The sequence below is a fragment of the Clostridia bacterium genome (assembly GCA_035628995.1).
Taxonomy (GTDB): domain Bacteria; phylum Bacillota; class Clostridia; order Lutisporales; family Lutisporaceae; genus BRH-c25.
The window spans coordinates 34,090-53,862 of the sequence record DASPIR010000003.1 but is presented as its reverse complement, the minus strand read 5'-3'; the positions used below and the strand labels follow the sequence as shown (position 1 = coordinate 53,862).

General features: G+C 40.0%; 22 protein-coding genes. 2 read left to right on the top strand and 20 right to left on the bottom strand.

Going from position 1 to position 19,773, the window contains the following annotated elements:
- Positions 1-624: 624 nt before the first annotated feature.
- The 9 genes from VEB00_01025 to VEB00_00985 all read right to left on the bottom strand — a co-directional run bounded on the left by VEB00_01025 (position 625) and on the right by VEB00_00985 (position 10,133).
- The gene (locus tag VEB00_01025) at positions 625-1,896 is read right to left on the bottom strand and encodes an aspartate aminotransferase family protein (protein ID HYF81599.1); all 1,272 of its coding nucleotides are present in this window, start codon (positions 1,894-1,896) and stop codon (positions 625-627) included.
- Between the two features lie 59 nt (positions 1,897-1,955).
- Positions 1,956-3,896 carry a U32 family peptidase gene (locus tag VEB00_01020; GenBank protein HYF81598.1) on the bottom strand — a complete coding sequence of 647 codons (1,941 nt, stop codon included), beginning with the start codon at positions 3,894-3,896 and terminating at the stop codon, positions 1,956-1,958.
- Positions 3,897-3,928: 32 nt separating this feature from the next.
- Complete coding sequence (locus tag VEB00_01015; GenBank protein ID HYF81597.1) at positions 3,929-4,672, bottom strand: ABC transporter permease; 744 nt, start codon at positions 4,670-4,672, stop codon at positions 3,929-3,931.
- Positions 4,669-5,424 carry an ABC transporter ATP-binding protein gene (locus VEB00_01010; protein ID HYF81596.1) on the bottom strand — a complete coding sequence of 252 codons (756 nt, stop codon included), beginning with the start codon at positions 5,422-5,424 and terminating at the stop codon, positions 4,669-4,671. The genes VEB00_01015 and VEB00_01010 overlap by 4 nt, the downstream gene beginning before the upstream one ends.
- Before the next feature lie 17 nt (positions 5,425-5,441).
- Positions 5,442-6,404 carry a MetQ/NlpA family ABC transporter substrate-binding protein gene (locus VEB00_01005; GenBank protein ID HYF81595.1) on the bottom strand — a complete coding sequence of 321 codons (963 nt, stop codon included), beginning with the start codon at positions 6,402-6,404 and terminating at the stop codon, positions 5,442-5,444.
- Position 6,405: 1 nt separating this feature from the next.
- On the bottom strand, positions 6,406-6,981 hold the full coding sequence (locus VEB00_01000) for a flavin prenyltransferase UbiX (protein HYF81594.1): 576 nt from the start codon (positions 6,979-6,981) through the stop codon (positions 6,406-6,408).
- Between the two features lie 19 nt (positions 6,982-7,000).
- Positions 7,001-7,870, bottom strand: coding sequence for a 4-hydroxybenzoate octaprenyltransferase (locus VEB00_00995; GenBank protein HYF81593.1), 870 nt, complete (start codon positions 7,868-7,870; stop codon positions 7,001-7,003).
- Positions 7,857-9,305 (bottom strand): menaquinone biosynthesis decarboxylase, encoded by a 1,449-nt coding sequence (locus VEB00_00990; GenBank protein HYF81592.1) that lies wholly within the window; start codon positions 9,303-9,305, stop codon positions 7,857-7,859. The genes VEB00_00995 and VEB00_00990 overlap by 14 nt, the downstream gene beginning before the upstream one ends.
- A 177-nt stretch (positions 9,306-9,482) precedes the next feature.
- Complete coding sequence (locus VEB00_00985; protein HYF81591.1) at positions 9,483-10,133, bottom strand: hemolysin III family protein; 651 nt, start codon at positions 10,131-10,133, stop codon at positions 9,483-9,485.
- Positions 10,134-10,348: 215 nt separating this feature from the next.
- On the opposite strand from VEB00_00985, the gene VEB00_00980 reads away from it, so the two are divergent.
- Positions 10,349-10,942 (top strand): DUF1836 domain-containing protein, encoded by a 594-nt coding sequence (locus VEB00_00980; protein HYF81590.1) that lies wholly within the window; start codon positions 10,349-10,351, stop codon positions 10,940-10,942.
- A gap of 6 nt (positions 10,943-10,948) precedes the next feature.
- Here the strand turns inward: VEB00_00980 and VEB00_00975 are convergent, their stop codons facing one another.
- The 9 genes from VEB00_00975 to VEB00_00935 all read right to left on the bottom strand — a co-directional run bounded on the left by VEB00_00975 (position 10,949) and on the right by VEB00_00935 (position 17,668).
- Complete coding sequence (locus VEB00_00975; GenBank protein ID HYF81589.1) at positions 10,949-12,310, bottom strand: HAMP domain-containing sensor histidine kinase; 1,362 nt, start codon at positions 12,308-12,310, stop codon at positions 10,949-10,951.
- A complete protein-coding gene (locus VEB00_00970) occupies positions 12,303-12,980 on the bottom strand; it encodes a response regulator transcription factor (protein HYF81588.1) in 678 nt (225 codons plus the stop codon). Before VEB00_00970 ends, VEB00_00975 begins: the two co-directional genes overlap by 8 nt.
- Positions 12,977-13,780 (bottom strand): rhomboid family intramembrane serine protease, encoded by an 804-nt coding sequence (locus VEB00_00965; GenBank protein HYF81587.1) that lies wholly within the window; start codon positions 13,778-13,780, stop codon positions 12,977-12,979. Before VEB00_00965 ends, VEB00_00970 begins: the two co-directional genes overlap by 4 nt.
- 32 nt (positions 13,781-13,812) lie before the next feature.
- A complete protein-coding gene (locus tag VEB00_00960; protein HYF81586.1) occupies positions 13,813-14,637 on the bottom strand; it encodes a GNAT family N-acetyltransferase in 825 nt (274 codons plus the stop codon).
- A 235-nt stretch (positions 14,638-14,872) separates the two neighbouring features.
- A complete protein-coding gene (locus tag VEB00_00955; protein HYF81585.1) occupies positions 14,873-15,199 on the bottom strand; it encodes a cupin domain-containing protein in 327 nt (108 codons plus the stop codon).
- Between the two features lie 27 nt (positions 15,200-15,226).
- On the bottom strand, positions 15,227-15,787 hold the full coding sequence (locus VEB00_00950; protein ID HYF81584.1) for a GNAT family protein: 561 nt from the start codon (positions 15,785-15,787) through the stop codon (positions 15,227-15,229).
- A gap of 63 nt (positions 15,788-15,850) precedes the next feature.
- On the bottom strand, positions 15,851-16,375 hold the full coding sequence (locus tag VEB00_00945; protein HYF81583.1) for a GNAT family protein: 525 nt from the start codon (positions 16,373-16,375) through the stop codon (positions 15,851-15,853).
- 4 nt (positions 16,376-16,379) lie between these two features.
- Positions 16,380-16,796 carry a hypothetical protein gene (locus VEB00_00940; protein HYF81582.1) on the bottom strand — a complete coding sequence of 139 codons (417 nt, stop codon included), beginning with the start codon at positions 16,794-16,796 and terminating at the stop codon, positions 16,380-16,382.
- A 311-nt stretch (positions 16,797-17,107) separates the two neighbouring features.
- Positions 17,108-17,668, bottom strand: coding sequence for a hypothetical protein (locus VEB00_00935; GenBank protein HYF81581.1), 561 nt, complete (start codon positions 17,666-17,668; stop codon positions 17,108-17,110).
- 101 nt (positions 17,669-17,769) lie between these two features.
- Here VEB00_00935 and VEB00_00930 point away from each other — a divergent pair, with 101 nt between their 5' ends.
- Entirely contained in the window at positions 17,770-18,060 is a 291-nt protein-coding gene (locus VEB00_00930; GenBank protein HYF81580.1) for a YmaF family protein, read from the top strand.
- Between the two features lie 97 nt (positions 18,061-18,157).
- Here VEB00_00930 and murI read toward each other — a convergent pair whose 3' ends face one another.
- Both murI and VEB00_00920 read right to left on the bottom strand, forming a co-directional pair.
- On the bottom strand, positions 18,158-18,913 hold the full coding sequence (gene murI / locus VEB00_00925) for a glutamate racemase (protein HYF81579.1): 756 nt from the start codon (positions 18,911-18,913) through the stop codon (positions 18,158-18,160).
- A 111-nt stretch (positions 18,914-19,024) separates the two neighbouring features.
- A complete protein-coding gene (locus VEB00_00920; GenBank protein HYF81578.1) occupies positions 19,025-19,771 on the bottom strand; it encodes a sulfite exporter TauE/SafE family protein in 747 nt (248 codons plus the stop codon).
- Positions 19,772-19,773: the final 2 nt, after the last annotated feature.

The following is a 19,773-nucleotide window of genomic DNA, read 5'->3' as shown; positions in this document are numbered from 1 at the left end:
ACTTGAAGTGTTCGTAACGTTACTAGGAATGGAGCACAATTCATTGTGCGGGTTCCGACGTAACGGGCCTGTAAGGCCATTTGTTCTATGAGGAAAATCTTGCGATTCTTCTCATTTTCTGCCGGCGTTTCTGCCGCCGACTTTTACTATGTTACCACACCAGCAACCTGTTGTCAACATTGTTTTTGCTGGTTTTTTGTAGTAATTTGTGTCTTTCTTTTCTGTCTGTTTTTCCGCTTCGTTACCGAGGCAGGAATTACATCTTATCATGTACAGCTTTCAGAGTCAACTGGAAGTTTATGATGTATTTTTGCTTGCCCTCGTTTTGTGAGAACATTAAAGAATATAACATATATACCTGTGTGAGTAAAGTGCACCTTTATGATTAATTTCATGATTAGAATATAAAAAACGCAAATAACTCACTCTTTCGCTTTTTATCTTTATATTATGTTATCTTAAAGGCTTTCAATTTAAATTATATGTACAAACATTGAAATTTATTCACTTTGCTGGACACGACACATTAGCAGAAGAAATTTGCACATAATATATATAGGTAAAAAAGAAACTCCTTTGGTTAAAAGGAGATTCTCTTTTATGTATATAATAAGGTAGTTTCTATTATTCTAGTTTGTCTAAAGTCTGTCGCAGGTTAAAAATCATAGCATCAATATCTTCTTTTGCAATGATCAGCGGAGGTTGGAAGGCTACTACATCTCTGTTTAAGCCATTCTTGCCCACCAGGAACCCTCTTTCCTTCATTTCCTCCAGGACCATATCGGTGATTTCTGCTGAGTTCTTACTCTGATCTTTGGCTTGAATTTGCATACCAAGCATTAATCCACAGCCTCTTATTTCCTTGATAAAGGGAGAGGATAACTGCTGAAGCTCCTGTTTCAGATAGCCTCCGAGTTCCTTTGCTCTGTTGACCAGGTCGTTTTTCTCAATATAGTTGAGTACGCTTAAGGCCGTTTGAGCCGCTACAGGGTTCCCTCCAAAGGTGGAAGCAGAAGGTCTGTTATAAGCCGCCGAAATTTCATCGGTAGTTGAGAAGGTGGAAATCGGGATTCCATTGCCCAATGCTTTTGCAGTTACAATTATATCCGGTACCACGTCATATTGCTCAATAGCAAACATTTTGCCCGTTCTTCCATAACCGGTCTGCACTTCATCTGCGATTAGCAGCACATTATATTTTTCGAGAAGAGCTTTTACTTTTTTGACGTAGTCATGAGGATACATTATTATCCCGCCATTACCCTGAATTGGCTCCATAAGCATTGCAGCAATATTCTGACCGTGATTTCGCAGTACTTCTTCCAGCTGCTGAAGCGAATTATTCATTGCTTCCTCATAGCTGCACACTGCCGAGTATGGTCTATCAATAAAAAATATGTTTTCTTTTATTAGGTTATCATCCAGACGCCACATAGGGATTCCTGTTACGCTGAGGGTCAAATGCGTCCTGCCGTGCAAGCCGCCCTGCAAGGCAATATAGCCGGGTTTGTTTGTATATAGTCTGGCCAAAGCCATAGCTCCTTCATTTGCCTCTGAGCCTGTCACGCAAAAGAAAGTTCTCCTGATATTGCCCGGAAGAATTCCAGCCAACTTCTCCGCAAGCTCAACCATAGGCTGGGTGAGATACAAGGTAGTTGTATGCTGCATTTTACTGAGCTGTTCGATTGTATCCTTTAGTATTTCGGGATTTGAGTGTCCACAGTTCAAAACGGATACTCCTGCAAAAAAATCCGTGTATTTCTTGTTGTTATGGTCAAAAAGATATTGCATGGAACCTCCTACTATTTGCGGTGGTTCCTTATAAAAGGACGAAGTAGCAGGGAAAAAGTATTGCTGCCTTTTCTTTAAAATGTCCTCAGGACCTATATAACTCATAGTAGCGCCTCTCATTCTACTGTTCTGATTTTTCATATTTCGTTTCATTATATATATAATTATTCTAACCCAAATTTATAAGATAGAGCACCTAATGTAAATCCCGCTCTGAAGGATTTCATTTTTTCATACAACGTCTCGCATTTTGATTTGTCATCAATGGCACTCTTATAGATCTCTATGATATACTTCAATTCCTCAAGACTATAAGTCTGACCTTCAATACGGAAGTCGACAGGATTGTCAAAGCTAAAGTGCGGCAATAGCGGTAGCATACATAGTTCCTTGGATGTAAATAAGTGATTCCTTCCGTTTTGGTCTATGTAGACGGGATTTTCACCTTTATCGCTCATCATAACCAGGACATTGTCATCAACATATTTATTGGCAGCAGCTTCAATAGGCTGCAAAACATTTACATTATCATAAAGATTATGCTCCAAATACATGACTCTTATGGGCCCATGTACTATTAGCTCCAGTTTTCCTTGTACCAAAGTACAGAATTCAGCCAGTTCATTGATTTTAGCTTCTATTGAGGTAGTGAACTCGCTAACTCCCAGCTCCTTATAGAAATCCAAGGCTTTGTGATTATATATATTAAGGTTATAATCGGTTACTAATTTATATTTGCCGCTGTATCTTCTTATAGCGCCTAAATTTGATACCAGAAGCCCGTCAAAAATATTTCCATATTTGCTCAAGTAGTGATCAATAATATCGAACTGCAGCTCATCCATCATTTGAGGAAAAGCAAGATAAATTTCAGTGCTTCCTTTTATACTCACCAATTGCCGCAGCTGTTCTATGGTCATAAACTCATCAGGCTGCAACACTTCGCAGGATATATAAATACGGTTTGCACCCGCTTCAATACAAAGCTTAGCTTGCTCATAGTTATTTACTTTGACGGATAATTTGTGCTTGCGGTGGTGTGAATCACTCTTAGCGCTGCTTAATTCAGTCTGCGCTGCGGTAAGGACAGCCGGTGTGATTTCAGGCTCTTCAGAGGGCACAGAGAAAACCTTTCCAGTGGAGTAAAACTTCCCTGTACCTTCGTAGCGAGTATTGATAAAATCCAAGCCAGGCTTTCCAAATGCATAAGCAGTGGTGAAATCTCTTTTGCGTTTTTCAAACATTTCCTTTGCTTGCTTTTTACGGTCGTAGCTTAAAGGGTCCTCTATATATCTATCTATGGCTTCACCATAGGTATTTACCAAGTCAACTATGAAATCAGTTTCTCTCATACGGCCTTCTATTTTAAACGATGTAACACAAGCCTCGATAAGCTCGGGTATGTGCTCGTACATGTACATATCCTTTGCTGCGAGAGGGTACTCAGTTGGATACAGATATCCGTTCTTTTTTATCTTATACGCCCATCTGCAGGGTTTGAAACAGCGTCCCCTATTGGAGCTGTTGCCCCAGAGCAAGCTGCTGTAGTAACAGTTGGCACCGTTGACGGCACAAATATCACCGTGCATGAAATACTCCGTTTCAATACCGGTCATATTCTGTAAATTCTTTGCGGTTTTCAAATCCATTTCCCGTGATATAACTACTCTTGATACTCCATACTCCTGAAGTGCTTTTACAAACTCAATATTATGCACGTTCATCATAACGGAAGTATGAATTTCAAGTTTCTTAAGCTTTTGTTCCTTGCATATCTGCACTATACCCAAGTCTTGAATTATTATCCCGTCTGTATTTATTCTTTCTAAAAAATGCAGATATTCAGCAGCTTCATCAATTTCAAATTCATTCAGCATGTTATTTACTGTAACGTAAATCTTTTTGTCAACATCATGAGCCATTTTAACCGCTTTAGCTATTTCTTCGTCTGTTAGGTTAAAACCCTTTCTGATCATCCTCATATTCAAGGATTTGCCCCCGAGATAGATAGCATCACAATTTGCCTTTACCACACTTCTAAAGGTTTCCATGGTTCCGGCCGGGGCTAACAATTCAACTTTTTTATTATTAAAAAACCTAGCCATATTTCCTCCTGATTTATTTCTCCTCTTCTATTTCATGCCTTCCATTTGCATACTGCCTCTTCCAGTATATCAGTTAAGACAAACAAAACAAAACCCAAAAGGCTTATTGCAACAATGCCTGCATACATTCCTATGTAATCTATTCTTGTCCATGCATCCAATATATAATAGCCTATGCCAAATTGTGTTCCATAGCCCTCAGCAAAGAACAATATGGAAAGAGCTGTTCCTATGGATAATCTTAAGTTTGTAAGCATTGCCGGCAGTATCGCAGGAATGGTTATGTATCTGAATATCTGAAGTCTGGATGCTCCCAGGCTTCTTATTGGATTGTAAGTCTCTGCAGAAATATTAAGTACCGCATCTCTTACTGCTATAATTACCTGAAATACCACTATAAGCACTATTAATATTATTTTTGAAGAATCTCCTAAGCCGAATAACAGCATGGCTACCGGCAGTAAGGCTGTTTTAGGGACGGGATATGTGAAGTAAACCAAAGGGTTCAGTACTTTATTCCAGGTCTTTGAATAAGCCATAAGCAGTCCGATAGAAACTCCCAAAAACAGTGATATTCCAACACCGCATATCACCCTGTACAAGCTTATCAAAATATGAATATGCAGTCTGCTGTCATACAGATTATTGAGATTGAGATATACTGTAACAGGAGTGGGAAGCACACGAGTACCAACTATCACGGCTAATAAGTACCATAATACATTAACCATTATAAAGCCTTGCAGAAACAGCCCTATTTTCTCTTTTGCCTTCATATTTTCCATCCCTTTTTGATGATAGTTCTGATATGTGATGACAATTTGAGATATTCCTCATTTTGCCTTAGATTCTCCGTGTTAAAAAGCGGGTTGTCTATTGTGTCTACTATGATTCCCGGGCAGTGGGACATTATAACGATTTTCTTTCCCATATAAATTGCTTCTTCTATACTGTGAGTTACAAATACTGTTGTAGGCTTGTATTGATTCCATACATCAATGAAAAGCTCCTGGGCTTCTTCTCTAGTCAATGCATCCAAAGCTGAAAATGGTTCATCCATAAGCAGCAGATCAGGGTTCATAATGAACGCACGGGCTATTGCTGCTCTTTGCTTCTGTCCCCCGCTAAGCTCCTTTGGATATCTGTCCTTCAGGTCATTGATATTCAGTTTATTCATTATATAATCAATTTTCTCTTTGAGTTCGCTGTTTATAACCTTCTGTTTTATCTTGAGTGAAAGAAGGCAGTTTTTCTCAACATTTCTCCAGGGGAGCAGTCCAAAGTTCTGTGGTATAAAGCCAATATCATGGACTTTTGGATTAAGCTTTGCACCGTTTAAGGTTGCTTGTCCGTCATATTCCTTGATTATTCCGCTTAATACATGCAGAAGAGTAGACTTGCCACAGCCGGAAGGCCCAATAATGGCTACGATATCTCCTGACTCAATCTCCATGCTTAAGGGGCCTAATGCATTTACAATATTCTTTTTGGATGTATAGCTTACAGAAAGATTATTTATCTCAAGCATGGAAATACCTCCGGAAGTTAATCAATTCCTATGTTGCTTGTCAGATCCTTTGGGCTAAGCTCTTTTTTCAGCAGGTTGTTCTTTGCAGCCCAATCTATAACAGATTTAATCTCAGTGTCTTTTGGCAAAAGGTTTTTCCTGAACTTCGGAAGCTCAATCTTGCCCCTCATGTCTTCCGGGTAACCAACAGTCTTTATTATAATATCTTCATATTCTGCAATAGGGGTGTTGTTTACGTAATCCACACCTTGATTGTATGCTTTGAAGAACGCCTTGATTTCAGCACTTTTGCTGCTAATAGCCTCTTGTGTAAAAGCGGTTACTGATGTATAAATTCCTGCGTCATTTGCGCTGCCAAGAAGTATCCCGCCGTCTTTAACCGCAAGAGTGGAAAAGGGTTCAGGCAGCAGTGCTGCATCTACCTTATTGGTACGCAGCATCTCAAGTCTTGTTGGTATTGCCGGAACCATGGACTTCTGTACATCCTCAGGCTTTAGGGAGTTTTTCTCCAGCAGCGTGTCCAGTGTGTATTCTATACAGGTATTCTCTGATATAGCAACACTCTTGCCTTTCATTTCATTAATTGACTTTATTCCAGAGTTAGGATTTGCAATAAGCATAAAGTTGCCATCAGTAAGTCCTGTTATCTTTACATCAAAATCAGCATTTTGGTAGAGGCAGATAGCCACTTCATCACAGATGATGCCATCCAGGTTTCCGCTCTGGAAGGCGGCATCCCTGTCTTTTGCACTTTTGAAGGACTGGAAATTGACATCTATTCCCTCCTTTTCGAAGTAACCCTTTTCATCCGCGATTATTATTGGTATAACTTCAACAGAGCCTATTGCCCCAAAGTTTAAGGTTTGTGCAGCCTTCTTAGTGTCGTCTGCTGTGCCTTGATTTGTAGAAGAGCAAGCCGTAAGTGACACAAGGAGCATTACTGATAAACATATAATCATTACCTTATTAAATTTCTTCATTCTAATTCCCCCACTTTTTAAATAATGTGTTTTCTATTGAAAGGCAATCCAATACCTTCCCTACTACAAAGTCAACCAAATCCTGCAGGGTCTGCGGCATATGATAGTACCCCGGCATGGCCGGAAGTATTGTGACATTAAGCCTTGCCAGCTTCAGCATGTTCTCAAGGTGTATGGCATTCAGCGGAGTTTCCCTGGGTACTATAATCAGCTTTCTGCTTTCCTTCAAAGCCACATCAGCCACACGGCAAAGAAGGTTTTTGGCAAAGCCATTGCTGATTTCTGCAAGAGTGCCCATAGAACAGGGAATTATAACCGCCGCATCAAACTTGTAAGAACCGCTGGCAACTCCGGCGAATAAATTGTTTATATCCTCCAATTGAACATGGCTGTATTGCCGCTTCAATTCCTGCACCCACTTCTCCAGCTCTATGGAGGTCTCATATTCCATCACTTTCCTGCCGTTGTCAGTACAAATTATGTGAGTATAAATACCCTTACTCAATAGTTCTTCTATAAGTCTTTTAGCATAAATGCTCCCACTTGCTCCGGTGATGCCCACCACTATTTTTTTCATCCTCAATCTCTCCATAAAATTATATTAGAGAATCTATTACTCCACATATTAGAAATACAATGCTAACCAGCTGATTGATGCTATAGGAGGCTACCTTAACATTGGCTAAATTATCCGGAGAAATCAGCCTATGCTCTATTACAAACAATATAGATATGATAGCCAATCCAATGAAATAAATAACTCCCAGCTGCTGGCTCAAAAGTCCTACAGTAATCAGGAGACCCATAGTGACTGCATGGAAAAACGCAGCGATTCGAAGTGCATTTTTTACTCCGAATCTGACAGCCATCGAATGTACCCCATTGGCAGTATCAAAAGCATAATCCTGAGAGCCATATATTATATCAAAGCCTGCTACCCACAGGGTGTTAGCTGCCCCCATAAAAAGCGGCAGCCAGGCAAGTTCGCCTGACACCGCAAGCCAAGCACCAACAGGCGCAGCAGCAGAGGTTATCCCCAATACCAAATGGCAAGCCCAAGTAAACCTCTTGGTATAAGAATATATTATCAGCAGAAACAATGCAATTGGAGAAAGTATAAGGCACAGCGGGTTAAGCATTGCTGCTGCAATTACCATAACTATGAAGCAGCACAATGAAAATACAACAACCTCTTTTTTCTTGATCAAACCCTGCGGCAGCTGCCTGGTCGAGGTACGCGGGTTCTTCGCATCTATCTCTGCATCAATAACTCTGTTTATTGCATTGGCACCAGTCCGAGCTCCCATAAATGCAACAAGAATCCAAAGTATAGTATAGGGAGAGGGCAGGCCATTGCTGACTAAAAGCATTGAAATAAGTGCAAAGGACAGTGAAAAAACAGTATGCGAAAACATCACAAGCGTACCATAATCATGAACTTTCTTTACTAGTTTATTCAATACCATACTCAGCCCATCTCCTGGATACAAGCTCTTTGATATCATCTGTCATCTCAATATCATCCGGCCACTCCCTTGTGTGTCCTTCGCTGGGCCACTTCTTTGTGGCATCTATTCCCATTCTGTAGCCGTAATGAGGCAGGTCTGATGCATGATCCAGTGCATCCAGCGGTCCTTCCGATATAACGACATCTCTTTTTGCATCTATATTGTTGAATACCTTCCATGAAACAGCAGATAAGTCCTGAGGACTTACATTCTCGTCAACTACTATTATCATTTTCGTATACATCATTTGACCCATGCCCCATAAGGAATTCATGATTTTTTTTGCATGTCCCGGGAAGCGTTTCTTTATAGAAACAATCACACAGTTATGGAAAACTCCCTCTAATGGAAAATTGAAATCCACTATCTCAGGGTGCTGCATTTTGAGTAGCGGCAGGAAAATTCTCTCTGTAGCCTTCCCCATGTAGCAGTCCTCCATAGGTGGCTTGCCTACTATAGTTGTAGGATATACAGGGTTTTTCTTATGTGTGATGCAGGTAACATGGAAAACAGGATAATAGTCTGTCAGAGAGTAATAGCCTGTATGGTCTCCGAAGGGGCCTTCCAATTTCAAGTCCTCATTGACATCTACATAGCCCTCTATGATAAACTCGGCATCTGCGGGTACATATAATTCGTTGGTAATTGATTTTGTCAGCATAATCGGAGCTTTTCTCAAATATCCTGCAAACATCATCTCATCAATCATTTTGGGAAGAGGTGCTGTTGCTGAATATGTGACAGCCGGATCACAGCCTAAAGCAACTGAAACAGGCATTTTGCCCCCAATTTTCTTATACTTGTCGTATATCTCTCTTCCGTCCTTATGCAGATGCCAATGCATGCCAGTTGTATTTTTGTCATATACCTGCAATCTATACATTCCCGTATTTTGAATATGTGTCTCCGGGTCCTTGGTTATTACCAAGGGCAGAGTTATGAACCTTCCTCCGTCACCAGGCCAGCACTTCAAAACCGGCAGAGTAGTCAAATCAGGATCTTTCTCTATTACCTCCTGGCAAGCACCTCTTGTAGGCAGCTTAATCGGGAATACTGCAGCCATCCTGGCAAGCTTCGGCAGAGATTGAACCTTTTTCATAAGTCCCAGGTAGTTGGACATATCAATAAATTCTTCGATGCCATTGCCGATATCATCCAGCTTTTCGACACCTAGCGCCATGCTCATTCTTTCATAAGTGCCCATAGCATTGATCAATACCGGATAAGGGGAGCCCTTCACTTTTTCAAACAAAAGAGCAGGACCATACTGTTTTGATATTCTATCAGCTATCTCAGTAATCTCCAGCTCTGAGTCAACCTCTGCATTTATTCTTTTAAGCAAGCCTTTTTCATCAAGGTGCTTGATAAAATCCTGTAAATCCTTAAAAGCCATATTAACCTCCTCTAAAGTAAAACGAATTATATAGTTAAATTACTATAAAAATTTTATCATAAATTGAGGTTTGTTGCAAAATAGCTTGTGCAATTAAAAAATTCCTTGGAGGGAATATGCTCTTCCAAGGAATTTAAAATTATTTCAAAAAAACAATTACTATATCTATACTATTCGTTATAAATAAAGAACATACCTGAACATCAGCCAAAAGTGGCAGAAGCTGCCGTAGAGTACGAAAATATGAAATACTTCGTGGAACCCGAAAACTTTTGACTTAAACCTCGGCCACTTGGTCCCATAAATAATGGCACCCACGGTATAGAGCAGGCCCCCTGCTACCAGCCACAGCATTGCACCGACCGGCATCGTCCTGACTAGCGGAGCAAATGCAATCACAATAAGCCAGCCCATTACTAGATAAAAAAGTGTATATAGCCATCTAGGCGCATTAAACCATAATATCTTTAATATTATGCCCACCATTGCAATTCCCCAGATGCTTATGAGAATGCTCCAACCCCAGCTTCCTCTCAGAGGAATAAGGCACATTGGCGTGTATGTTCCTGCTATAAGAACATATATCATCATGTGGTCTATCTTCCTTAGTATTACAGACCCTCTTTCAGATACTACAAGCAGGTGGTATAATGTACTTGCTGTATACAGCAAAATGAGACTTGTTCCGAATATTGAAAAGGAAACAATATGCCAGACTGTCCCGTTTGCTGCGGCATAGCGTACCAGATAATAAAGCCCTATAGCCGATAAAATCGCCCCTACAAGATGTGAAAAACCGCTGACCGGATCTTTTACCTTGATGTTCATTCCGCCATCTCCTATAATACTACTTCATGTAGTTTTCATTACTACGTGTTGATATATTTATATTATATACTATAGTTATTATGTATTCAATATATTTTTTTATTCTTTTTTCCCCAAAAAATCCGTGATTTTTCTATATGGCTTTTCTATTGCAATATGGCTATTATATGCGATGCAGGAGTATGGTATACTAGATTTGAAATGAGGTGTTTTTTATGGATTTTAATGAGAGCTCCTTTTTTAGTATAATGGAGGAAATCGCCCAAGGCGGCGATATAAGCATTTCAGACATACCTGATATAGAGCTTTATATGGATCAGGTAACTACTTTCATTGACAATAAGCTGGGATATCATAAAAGAACTTTAAAGGATAAAATTCTAACTAAGACAATGATCAATAATTACACAAAATCAAAGATTCTTCTCCCTTCAAAGAACAAGAGATACAACAGGCAGCATATGCTGCAGCTTATACTTATTTATTATTTGAAGCAAATACTATCAATTAATGATGTAAATATATTATTCGAACCTTTATTCAAAAATATGGCGACCTCCAAGGTCGGAATAGACTACCTCGGCAGCTTGTACAATGGATTCCTTCAAGTAAAAGATGACAGCACCGAAGATTTTAAAAAAATACTGTCCCAGAAGTTCAAACTAATCGAAGACAAAGCACAAGAGTTCCCTGACGAATCAAAGGAGACCTCAAAAATTCTGCTTACCGTTCTCATGCTGGTAGCAACAGCAAGCATCCAGAAAAGAATTGCAGAAAAGATAATAGACGATTATTTGCAAAAAAAATGAGACAATTTACTTTGTCTCATTTTTTTTGCTCTTAGGTAATACTATTTCAAATACCGCTCCGCCTGTGTCCCCGTTGTATGCTTTTATCCCGCCTCCATGGCCTTCTATAATAGCCTTTGTGATAGACAGTCCAAGACCTATATTTCCCTTGTTCCCTTTATAGAATCTGTCAAAAAGCTTACTTTCTTCGACCTTTTCGAAGCCTGCTCCATCATCACAAATTAGCAGCCTTATATGGTCTCCGCAATCGATAGCCTTTATTTCAATTATTCCTTTCGCATATCTTATACCGTTTCCGAGTATATTTATAAAAGCTCTGGTCAGCTTCTCCCCATCAAAGTATCCTGGATACTCTATCTGCGAATCATAAATCAGCCGGATGCCCTTTTCCTCGGCTAACGGCTTTACACTTCTTACTGCCGAATCAAATATATCCCAGATGCAGCATTCTTCATAGCTGAACTTTTCATCCTCACTCTCCAGCTTGGTTAGATATATAATATCCTCAACAGTCTTCTTAAGCCTCTGGCTTTGTTCAATTATGATATCCAGACTCTCCTCTGCTTCCTTGCCCTCAACTACTCCGTCTTTTATGGCCTCCGCATAGCCCTGTATTGACATAAGCGGAGTCTTCAGCTCGTGGGAGGTGTTCTGCAGAAACCTGATCTGCTTCTCGTCGAATTGCTTTATCCTTGCCGCCATTTCAACGAAACACCTGTCCAGCTCTTCAATTTCGTCCCCTGTTCGGATTACTTTGGAATCCAACGTCCTGTTAGCAGAAAACCTTTCAAGCTTAAGTGACAGCTGCTTTAATGGCCTTACTAGTTTTTCCGCAAATAGCAATCCAATAATCAGTGCAATAATGCTCGCTATTCCGAAGCTTATGAACTGGGTTCTCCTAAGCAGCACATTGAGAGCATATATGTTCTTTACCCTTGTGAATAACAGTATATTGCCTTTTAGTTCACTGTTCCTGCCTACAATCGGCACTATCCGACTAACATACCCATTCACTCTCGATGACGGTGAGTTGTAAATCAGCTCAATAAGGCTCTTGTCAGCATCCTCTACATCCTTATAAAGTATCCTGCCTTCCTTGTTGAATATCACAATCTCGGCATCAACGAAACGTCCTGCTATCTTAATAGTTTTTCTCACATTGCTTATTTTATCTCTTAGCTCAGCTTCCTTCAACGGAAGAGTCCCGAGCATAGACGCCACTCTTTGGCCCTCGCCTTGAAGCTGAGTGCTTGTCTCATTTACAAGATACCTTCTGGACAGAAAAATAAAGGTCACATCTGTTATCAAGAATACGCAGAGAAGTATGGCGAAGTAGGTTATAAGAATCTTTCTCCCAATTTTATTCATCTATCTTATACCCGTATCCCCATACTGTGGTTATCTCTGCTTGTGACCCTATCTCAGAAAGCTTCCTTCTTATCCTTTTAACCAAATCATCAATAATCCTCGAGTCCCCTATGTAATCATAGCCCCATATCCGCTCTACCAATTGTTCTCTGCCGAAGGGCATGTTCTTGTTCTTTACCAGGAATTCAAAAAGCTCATATTCCTTAGTCGTCAGCTTCAGCTCTTCTCCACCCTTGTCCACATATCTCCTATCGTAATACACACAGATATCTTTGATGCTTTCTTTGTCATCCTTTGCCGAAGCCGCCTTTTCCACTCTTTTTATTAAGTTTTTTACTCTCGCCACCAGCTCCCTCGGGCTGAAGGGTTTTGCCAGATAGTCGTCTCCCCCTATCTCTAATCCCAGAACCCGGTCGAATTCCTCGTCTCTGGCAGATACAAATATAATAGGCAGCTCACTGGTTTTCCTGATTTCCTTGCATAGCTCCAGTCCATCAACACCGGGCAACATTATATCCAGCACTATCAAATCAGGACTCAGCCTTCTGATTTCATTTGCCAGGTTTTTACCGTCCTCAAAAAGAGTGACCTTATAGTCTTCTTTTTCCATGTATTTTTTAATCAGGTCTCTGATTGTTCTCTCATCATCAACTACAAAAATGTGCTTCATTGCATTGGCCCCTTCACATGCTCATGATTCCTTACATGATCCATGCAATATTCATAATCACCCTCACATTCCGGACAATATCTAAAATCCATGTTCGGGTCATCCTTTTCGGTTTTGCCGCAGGTTGTACATCTATGTATTGTAAAGTTTCTCGGAAGCTCTGTTTGGAATCTTCTCCTATTGCTGTAAACCTGTCTTCTGTTCTTGTTTCCAGCAAGTATTTCCCTGCCAAAGAACAGAAAATAGTTTAGTATTGAAACTATAGCAATGATCCTGGTAGCCATGTCCCCAGCTAATATTGTAAAGGCTAAGAAAGCCCAATTCAGCATTGCCAGATATTTTACTTTTACCGGTATTACAAAAAACAATAGTATTTCATAATCCGGATATATTTTAGCAAAAGCCAGGAACAATGACAAATTGAGATACAGTGCTGTAGCCCCATACCCCGTAATAAATGCTGCAATAGTAGTGCCTATCATTCCAGTAAAGTAAAATATATTGAATTTGAAGCTTCCCCATTCATGCTCCAGTGCGTTTCCCACCATGTAGTAGAAGTATAATGTGAATAAAATCCACATTATGGATGTATTTGGGGGTATAAATATATAAGTTATAAGCCTCCATACCTCTCCCCTGAGTACCAGCTGAGGTATGAGCATCAATTTGCCTATAACAGCCCTGCCATTATCAAAGTAGGACAATGCGTATACAATGCCTGTAATACTTACGATATACGCCATAAGGTCTTTGATTGCGAACTTTCCTAGTCTTCTCTCAAGTTTATCGAGCCAGTTCAAAAGTATTCTCCTCCTGCTTTCGTATAATTAAATTAGCTGTTCAGCCTTATTATCAAATAATCGCCGCGCTGCGAAAATCCAAGAGTCTTATATGCATTTAAGGCCGGGGTATTATATTTGTTCACTATAAGTGTCGGCAGCTTTTCTTTGTGTATTATCCTGGCGCACAGCTCTGAAACCACTGCTTTGGCATAGCCTTTGCCTCTCTCTTCCTCAAGAGTGTACACAGCCCCTACCTGGCTTGTACTGTCCGTAAAGGTTTGTATGCAGGCTTGAGCAACCAGTTTATTATCTATGGATAGTATTATAAACTCTTCCTGCTCGCCTTTCTGTGACAGAAGAAGCTTGGTATCCTCTATTGTGCGCTCAGCTCCGAAGCCTTGCAGGTATGCCTTTCTCACAAAACTCAGAATATTTATATCACTATCTCCGGACACATCAATGAATTCTGCGCCTTCAAGCTTGAAGGGATTTAAATCACTATTAACATAGTAGCTGCATTCTTCATACTCTCTCAAAGACTTGTAACTCCTTACGGACTCAAAAAGCGGCCTGACAAGCCGATCCGCCCCCAATAGCATACCAAATCTTCTCATTATCATTAAATGAGAAAAGTAAGGGACAGCCCTTATGGACTCATAATGTGGAATACAGCTTCCCAAATTGTAGAATGCGATTATACCCTTTAAGGTATTTCCTTCAAAATATCCGAAATAATCGCCGCAGCGAAGGATATTACTCCGGTTCATTATGCCGAACTGCAGGGCATTTCCAATAATAAAGTCTGCCTCTTCCTCATTTCTATACAAATATTCAAAAATAGTATCCCTGTCCCATTCATTCAATTGCCTGAACAAAGCACACCACCCCTGTCTCGACCCTTAAGGCCAATAAAGTTTTCCTATGGAACTCCGGAATCTGCCTCTTGCTGCTATAATTATATTCCTCTTAGTCCCATTAGGTTACAAGCATGTGCCCTGTATTAGAATTCGTTGCTAGCAGCAGGACACAACATCAAGGAAGTGCGTTTTTAACATTTTTATTAGCTTGAAAGCTGGTATGTTAAAAAGCACTAGGTGATATGCTTTTCTACTATTTCTGAATGTAATCAGTTCTTATAGGATAGAATACGTCAATTATTCTGCATGAAGTCAAAGCCTTTCCTGAGTGCATTACATTGGATGGTATCACAACGACGGATCCTGGTTTAAGGATTAATACTTCTTCATCCACAGTGATCTCAAAGCTTCCTTCAAGAAGATTAACCACTTGCTCATGAGGATGGGCATGTTTTGGCAATGCATTTCCTTCCTCTATACTCCAATAAGCCAAGGTCACATTCTCTGAGTGCACAAACTTCGCATGATAGCCGGGTACCATTTCCTTTTCAGCCATTTCATATAGTTTAATTAGATTCATAAGAACACCCCCTGATAATATTATAGACTACTTTTGAATCAGATTGTAATCACTGCGCAGCATGGACATTATTATTTCATTATGAAACCTGCCCTTGAAATATTCTCTTTCTCTTACCATGCCCTCATAAGAAAAACCCAATTTTCTAAATAATCGCACTGATGCACTATTTCCAGAAATTATATATGCCTCAATCCTATTTAAACCAAGCACATCAAAGCCATAATCAATGAGTGGTTCCAGTGCTTCTGCCATAAACCCTTTTTTCCATTCTCTACTCACTAGTCCACAGCCTATTTCACACCGCCTTGATGTATGATCGAAATTCATGAATTCACATGTCCCGATCATACTGTTATCTGCCTTCCTGACAATACCCCAGCGTATCTGCTTCTTCTCCTTGAAGTCCCTCCTGTAATTGTGTATTATATTCCTGGCTTCACCTATTGTTCTTACAGGTGCAAAAGAATCATATTCCGCAACTTTAGGATCGCTGTATATTTCATAGATGGCATTGGTATCGCCTAATGCTATTTCTCTCAGTACAAGCCTATTGGTATTTAATATGGGAAAATCATTCCAATCCATACGAGGCAGCCTTTCTATCAGTTTTGGAATGTATCATTTCCTACATTCCTACAAATATGCATTTTAATATTCTTCCTTCAGAAGTCCCATTATTATTTCATCGTAATAGCGGCCATCCCTGAATATCTCCTGCCGCAATACTCCCTCAACCTTGAAACCGCATTTTTCATAGCTTTTTATTGCTCTCTCATTATAAGAGAATACATTTAACTTTACTTTATGAATATTCATCTGCTCAAATATGAATTTCAAAAGAACTTCCATGGCATCGGTTCCATAACCCTTGCCCCAATAGTTCTTATCCCCTATAAATATTCCCACTACCGCCACACTGTTTTTCCAATCTATGCTGTTTAGCCCACAGCCTCCTATGTATTTCCCGTCTTCAAGAGTCTCTATGGCAAAGCTGTAGTTATCTGCCTTGGCAGATAAGCCTTCAACCCACTTTCTCTCATCCTCTAGGGTATTAAGATATGGAATTCCGGGGGTCAAAAGCCTTTTGATCTCTGGATCGTTTATATAGTGAAGTGCTCTTTCTGTATCCTCTTTTCTGTATTCTCTCAGCCTTACCTTTTGTCCCGTATACATTGTGCTACCTCCTTATCTTGCTCCAATCCCAGTTCGCTTTAGATCTATTCAAGTTCCTTAATAATTCCTGTTTGATATTTTTATACATGAAGTAGGATGCAATAAACATTATATACCCAGAAATTATGCATATTATTGACTCTCTCCTGTAACCTGCTATGTTTCTTTCCATCAGCTGCCTGATCTCAACATCAATATTCATGTTGTATTTAAGCTCCTCCATAAGTCCTTCTATGTTAAAAGCATCCCCAGCAGCAGCCATGGCACTCATAACAGCGAATAGCATCAACAGTATGGTTGCAACATTTTTAAATCCATTATCACTTGCCTTATAATTAACTAGAAAGTTCTTGATTATGAATATCCCACCATATGCAATGAGTGCTATACTCATAAAATAGATAACGGTAGTGTTATACATAGCCATCTCTCCTTTATATTTTATCATAGAAACGCATTATTTTCTTTCATCACTTCATATTCAGACTTCAGTATCCCCATATAAATTGTATCGGTGTATGTGCTATTGATATCACCCCCTCCTTTTAGAATAGAAAAAGCCCCACGAAGTCCTTGAAAGTGACTCCGTAGGGTAATCTACGTGTAGGATATAGTCCCTGTGCCGCTAATACTTGTTTAGGCACACTCACCATTAGAGAAATTTTACCATCATAAGAATATTTTGTCAATATGTTTCTTGTTCTAATTATCATGAATTAATAAAAATCATTCTTACAGTAACGCCTCTTTGACTGCTGCCCAGAGAGCGTCACACAACTCTTCGCCGTTTTGATCTGGTCCAAAGTCTATATATTGTTCGATGTCCCTGCCAACTCCCCATCCATTCGTGTCCTTCTGGCAATTGACATAGAAGTTACCTTTGCCATATCCGCATTTATCAAGGATTTCAAGCATCTGGCCTACGCTGAGAAGCGGCATGCAATCCCCTTTGCTATATACGTCAGGACGCTCATACTCAAATATAAAGTCCTCTTCATTGTACTCTTCTACGTCGGCTGCTTCTTCCTCTTCCTCTTCTTCCTTACCCTCTTGATTCCCCCAGTCTCTGAGAGCTTCAAGGTTCATCAGAGTCATATAATAACCAGACCTTGTTTCTCCTATATTCACATGACCAATGACAAATTCAAATATGTCATATTCATTGTCTTCTGCATCTTTGCAGAGAATCCCCGCTGCGAGGTCATATTTTCGCGGAGTCCAGAGGTCATTAAGCCTGTCCTTCTGATATTCAGTAAGCTCCATAAGATTTTCGATTGTAATATTCTGTTTCATAATCCTACCCCCTGTATATTAATTTCTTCCGTCTGATTTATAATCCCTTATGTAACAAGCTATATGGCCTTTACATATTTATAATTATGGGAGGTGATAAAATGTACAACGGACTCCATACTCACGAGTACAGTGGTGAAACCACTTTCAACTTCGGACATGACCATGGATATTCAGGCATTACAACGTACAATCCCGACATCCCCGGGCACATACATCAAGCATATGGCATAACCACATATGACCACGGTCACATTCATAACTACAACTTTGTAACTGGTCCTGAAATAGAGGTTAATGGCGGTCATATTCACTACTACCAAGGCATTGCCTTAATAAACAATCAGCACATCCATTACCTTTATGGATATACCTCACTTGAAAGTCAATGATTGTATTTATAAGAACAAGTCTGTCGACTGCTTGAGAGACTGGTGCTGTGTTTAATGAGTTATTCACAGTGCCAGCCTAGAAGCCAGCCTTATTGCATTAATATATAAGCTCCAAATATCTCCTATACTTGCTGTCATCAGTTTCTTTTTCACCAGAGCAATAGAATTCTATTTCCCCCTTGCCTTCAAAGCTCAATCCTCTGTTTTCCAACAAATTCTTAAGCCGGTTCACTGTTCCCATATTGCCATCTATTATGTCAACGCCTTCAGGCAATATCATTTCAAAGTGCTTCCTGAAAAATACAAAATGCGTGCAGCCTAAAACAACTGCTCCATATTCTCTGAGATCATACCTGGAAAACTCGTCTAATAAATATGGAATTACAGTCTCTTCATCGAAAACAAATTTCTCTGCAAACTCTACCAAACCCGGAAGCGCATGCAAATCGACAATATCCTCTGAATCCAGTCTTTCAACCAAATCGTGCAGCTTCTTCTCTCTAACTGTGATAGGGGTCGCAAGCACGAGTACCCTTCTATCATCAACCTTCTCAACTGCGGGCTTTACTGCTGGTTCCATACCAATAATGGGAAAGCTGTATCTTTTCCTCAAGTCATTTATAGCAATGCTCGTAGCCGTATTACAGGCAACTACCAGAGCTTCAACCCCCTTGCCCGCGAAAAAATCCACAGCATCAAATATATAGCCCCTTACCTCTTCCTTTGGCTTTGTGCCATAAGGAACATTCTTAGTATCGGCATAGTACAAATAGTTCTCATGGGGCAGCATCTTTATCGCTTCTTTCAGTACCGTCAGTCCCCCTATACCGGAATCAAAAACACCAATACTCATATTAATCTCCTTAAATTCTATGAAAATTAAGCTATAGTAATATTATATTACCATAAGATCAAAATTTCCTTATAATTGCATAATTTTATTAATACTATTTTCTAGTTTATTCTAAATAATATACAAGCTCCAAGCACTTCTTGCAAGTAGAATTGCTCCGCTCACTATAAGCAGGTATATGGTAGCCTTCCTCACCGTTTCCTCTTTAAGTCCTGTATCCACTTTTGTACCTATGTACATTCCCAATGCTACTGCAGGTGCCAAGAAAAGAGTGAACTTCATAATCTCTAGTGTCATTATCCCCGACGCAGAATACCAAAACAGCCTGAAAATGTTGTCCACCAGGAACAAACTGCATAGGTTCGCACGGAACTGGCCTCTGTCTGCACTTGTCCTGCTTATGTAAGCCACCAGAAAAGCACTGATTCCATACATGCCCGCCAATACTCCTGATACCAATCCCACTATGACAAGGAACATTTTGTTAACTTTTACCGAGTCCTGCTGCTTGGGCTTACGGTACAGCATCTCAAGCCCAAGTGCAATAATAACAGCTCCCAGAATGGATTTTAGCAGCAGATCGTTTCCTGTTTTTAGCAGCATTATGCCAGGTACCACTCCTGCAAGCAGCGTGAGAGACAGTGGTGCCACCGTCCTGAAGTTGATGCTCTTCCTATTCCTCCATACAAGGTAAACATTGGTAGGTATACTGATAAGCAAATCAACAGGTGTTGTAAACCTATTGGATACAACAAAAGAAAATAGCGGTGCCATGACTAAGGTATTCCCAAAGCCAGTGATTCCTTTTACAAATAACGCCACAAAAACTACTGCGAATAGATATAAATTCTCGATCAATT

Bases quoted from the DNA above. Each gene is read 5' to 3' on its own strand.
- VEB00_00930 (HYF81580.1), top strand. From the start codon at position 17,770: ATGTACAACGGACTCCATACTCACGAGTACAGTGGTGAAACCACTTTC.
- VEB00_01015 (HYF81597.1), bottom strand. From the start codon at position 4,672: ATGAAGGCAAAAGAGAAAATAGGGCTGTTTCTGCAAGGCTTTATAATG.
- VEB00_01010 (HYF81596.1), bottom strand. From the start codon at position 5,424: ATGCTTGAGATAAATAATCTTTCTGTAAGCTATACATCCAAAAAGAAT.
- murI (HYF81579.1), bottom strand. From the start codon at position 18,913: ATGAGTATTGGTGTTTTTGATTCCGGTATAGGGGGACTGACGGTACTG.
- VEB00_01020 (HYF81598.1), bottom strand. From the start codon at position 3,896: ATGGCTAGGTTTTTTAATAATAAAAAAGTTGAATTGTTAGCCCCGGCC.
- VEB00_00975 (HYF81589.1), bottom strand. From the start codon at position 12,310: ATGAATAAAATTGGGAGAAAGATTCTTATAACCTACTTCGCCATACTT.
- VEB00_00985 (HYF81591.1), bottom strand. From the start codon at position 10,133: ATGAACATCAAGGTAAAAGATCCGGTCAGCGGTTTTTCACATCTTGTA.
- VEB00_00970 (HYF81588.1), bottom strand. From the start codon at position 12,980: ATGAAGCACATTTTTGTAGTTGATGATGAGAGAACAATCAGAGACCTG.
- VEB00_00940 (HYF81582.1), bottom strand. From the start codon at position 16,796: ATGTATAACACTACCGTTATCTATTTTATGAGTATAGCACTCATTGCA.
- VEB00_01025 (HYF81599.1), bottom strand. From the start codon at position 1,896: ATGAGTTATATAGGTCCTGAGGACATTTTAAAGAAAAGGCAGCAATAC.
- VEB00_01000 (HYF81594.1), bottom strand. From the start codon at position 6,981: ATGAAAAAAATAGTGGTGGGCATCACCGGAGCAAGTGGGAGCATTTAT.
- VEB00_00945 (HYF81583.1), bottom strand. From the start codon at position 16,375: ATGTATACGGGACAAAAGGTAAGGCTGAGAGAATACAGAAAAGAGGAT.
- VEB00_00990 (HYF81592.1), bottom strand. From the start codon at position 9,305: ATGGCTTTTAAGGATTTACAGGATTTTATCAAGCACCTTGATGAAAAA.
- VEB00_01005 (HYF81595.1), bottom strand. From the start codon at position 6,404: ATGAAGAAATTTAATAAGGTAATGATTATATGTTTATCAGTAATGCTC.
- VEB00_00995 (HYF81593.1), bottom strand. From the start codon at position 7,870: ATGGTATTGAATAAACTAGTAAAGAAAGTTCATGATTATGGTACGCTT.
- VEB00_00935 (HYF81581.1), bottom strand. From the start codon at position 17,668: ATGAAACAGAATATTACAATCGAAAATCTTATGGAGCTTACTGAATAT.
- VEB00_00955 (HYF81585.1), bottom strand. From the start codon at position 15,199: ATGAATCTAATTAAACTATATGAAATGGCTGAAAAGGAAATGGTACCC.
- VEB00_00980 (HYF81590.1), top strand. From the start codon at position 10,349: ATGGATTTTAATGAGAGCTCCTTTTTTAGTATAATGGAGGAAATCGCC.
- VEB00_00950 (HYF81584.1), bottom strand. From the start codon at position 15,787: ATGGATTGGAATGATTTTCCCATATTAAATACCAATAGGCTTGTACTG.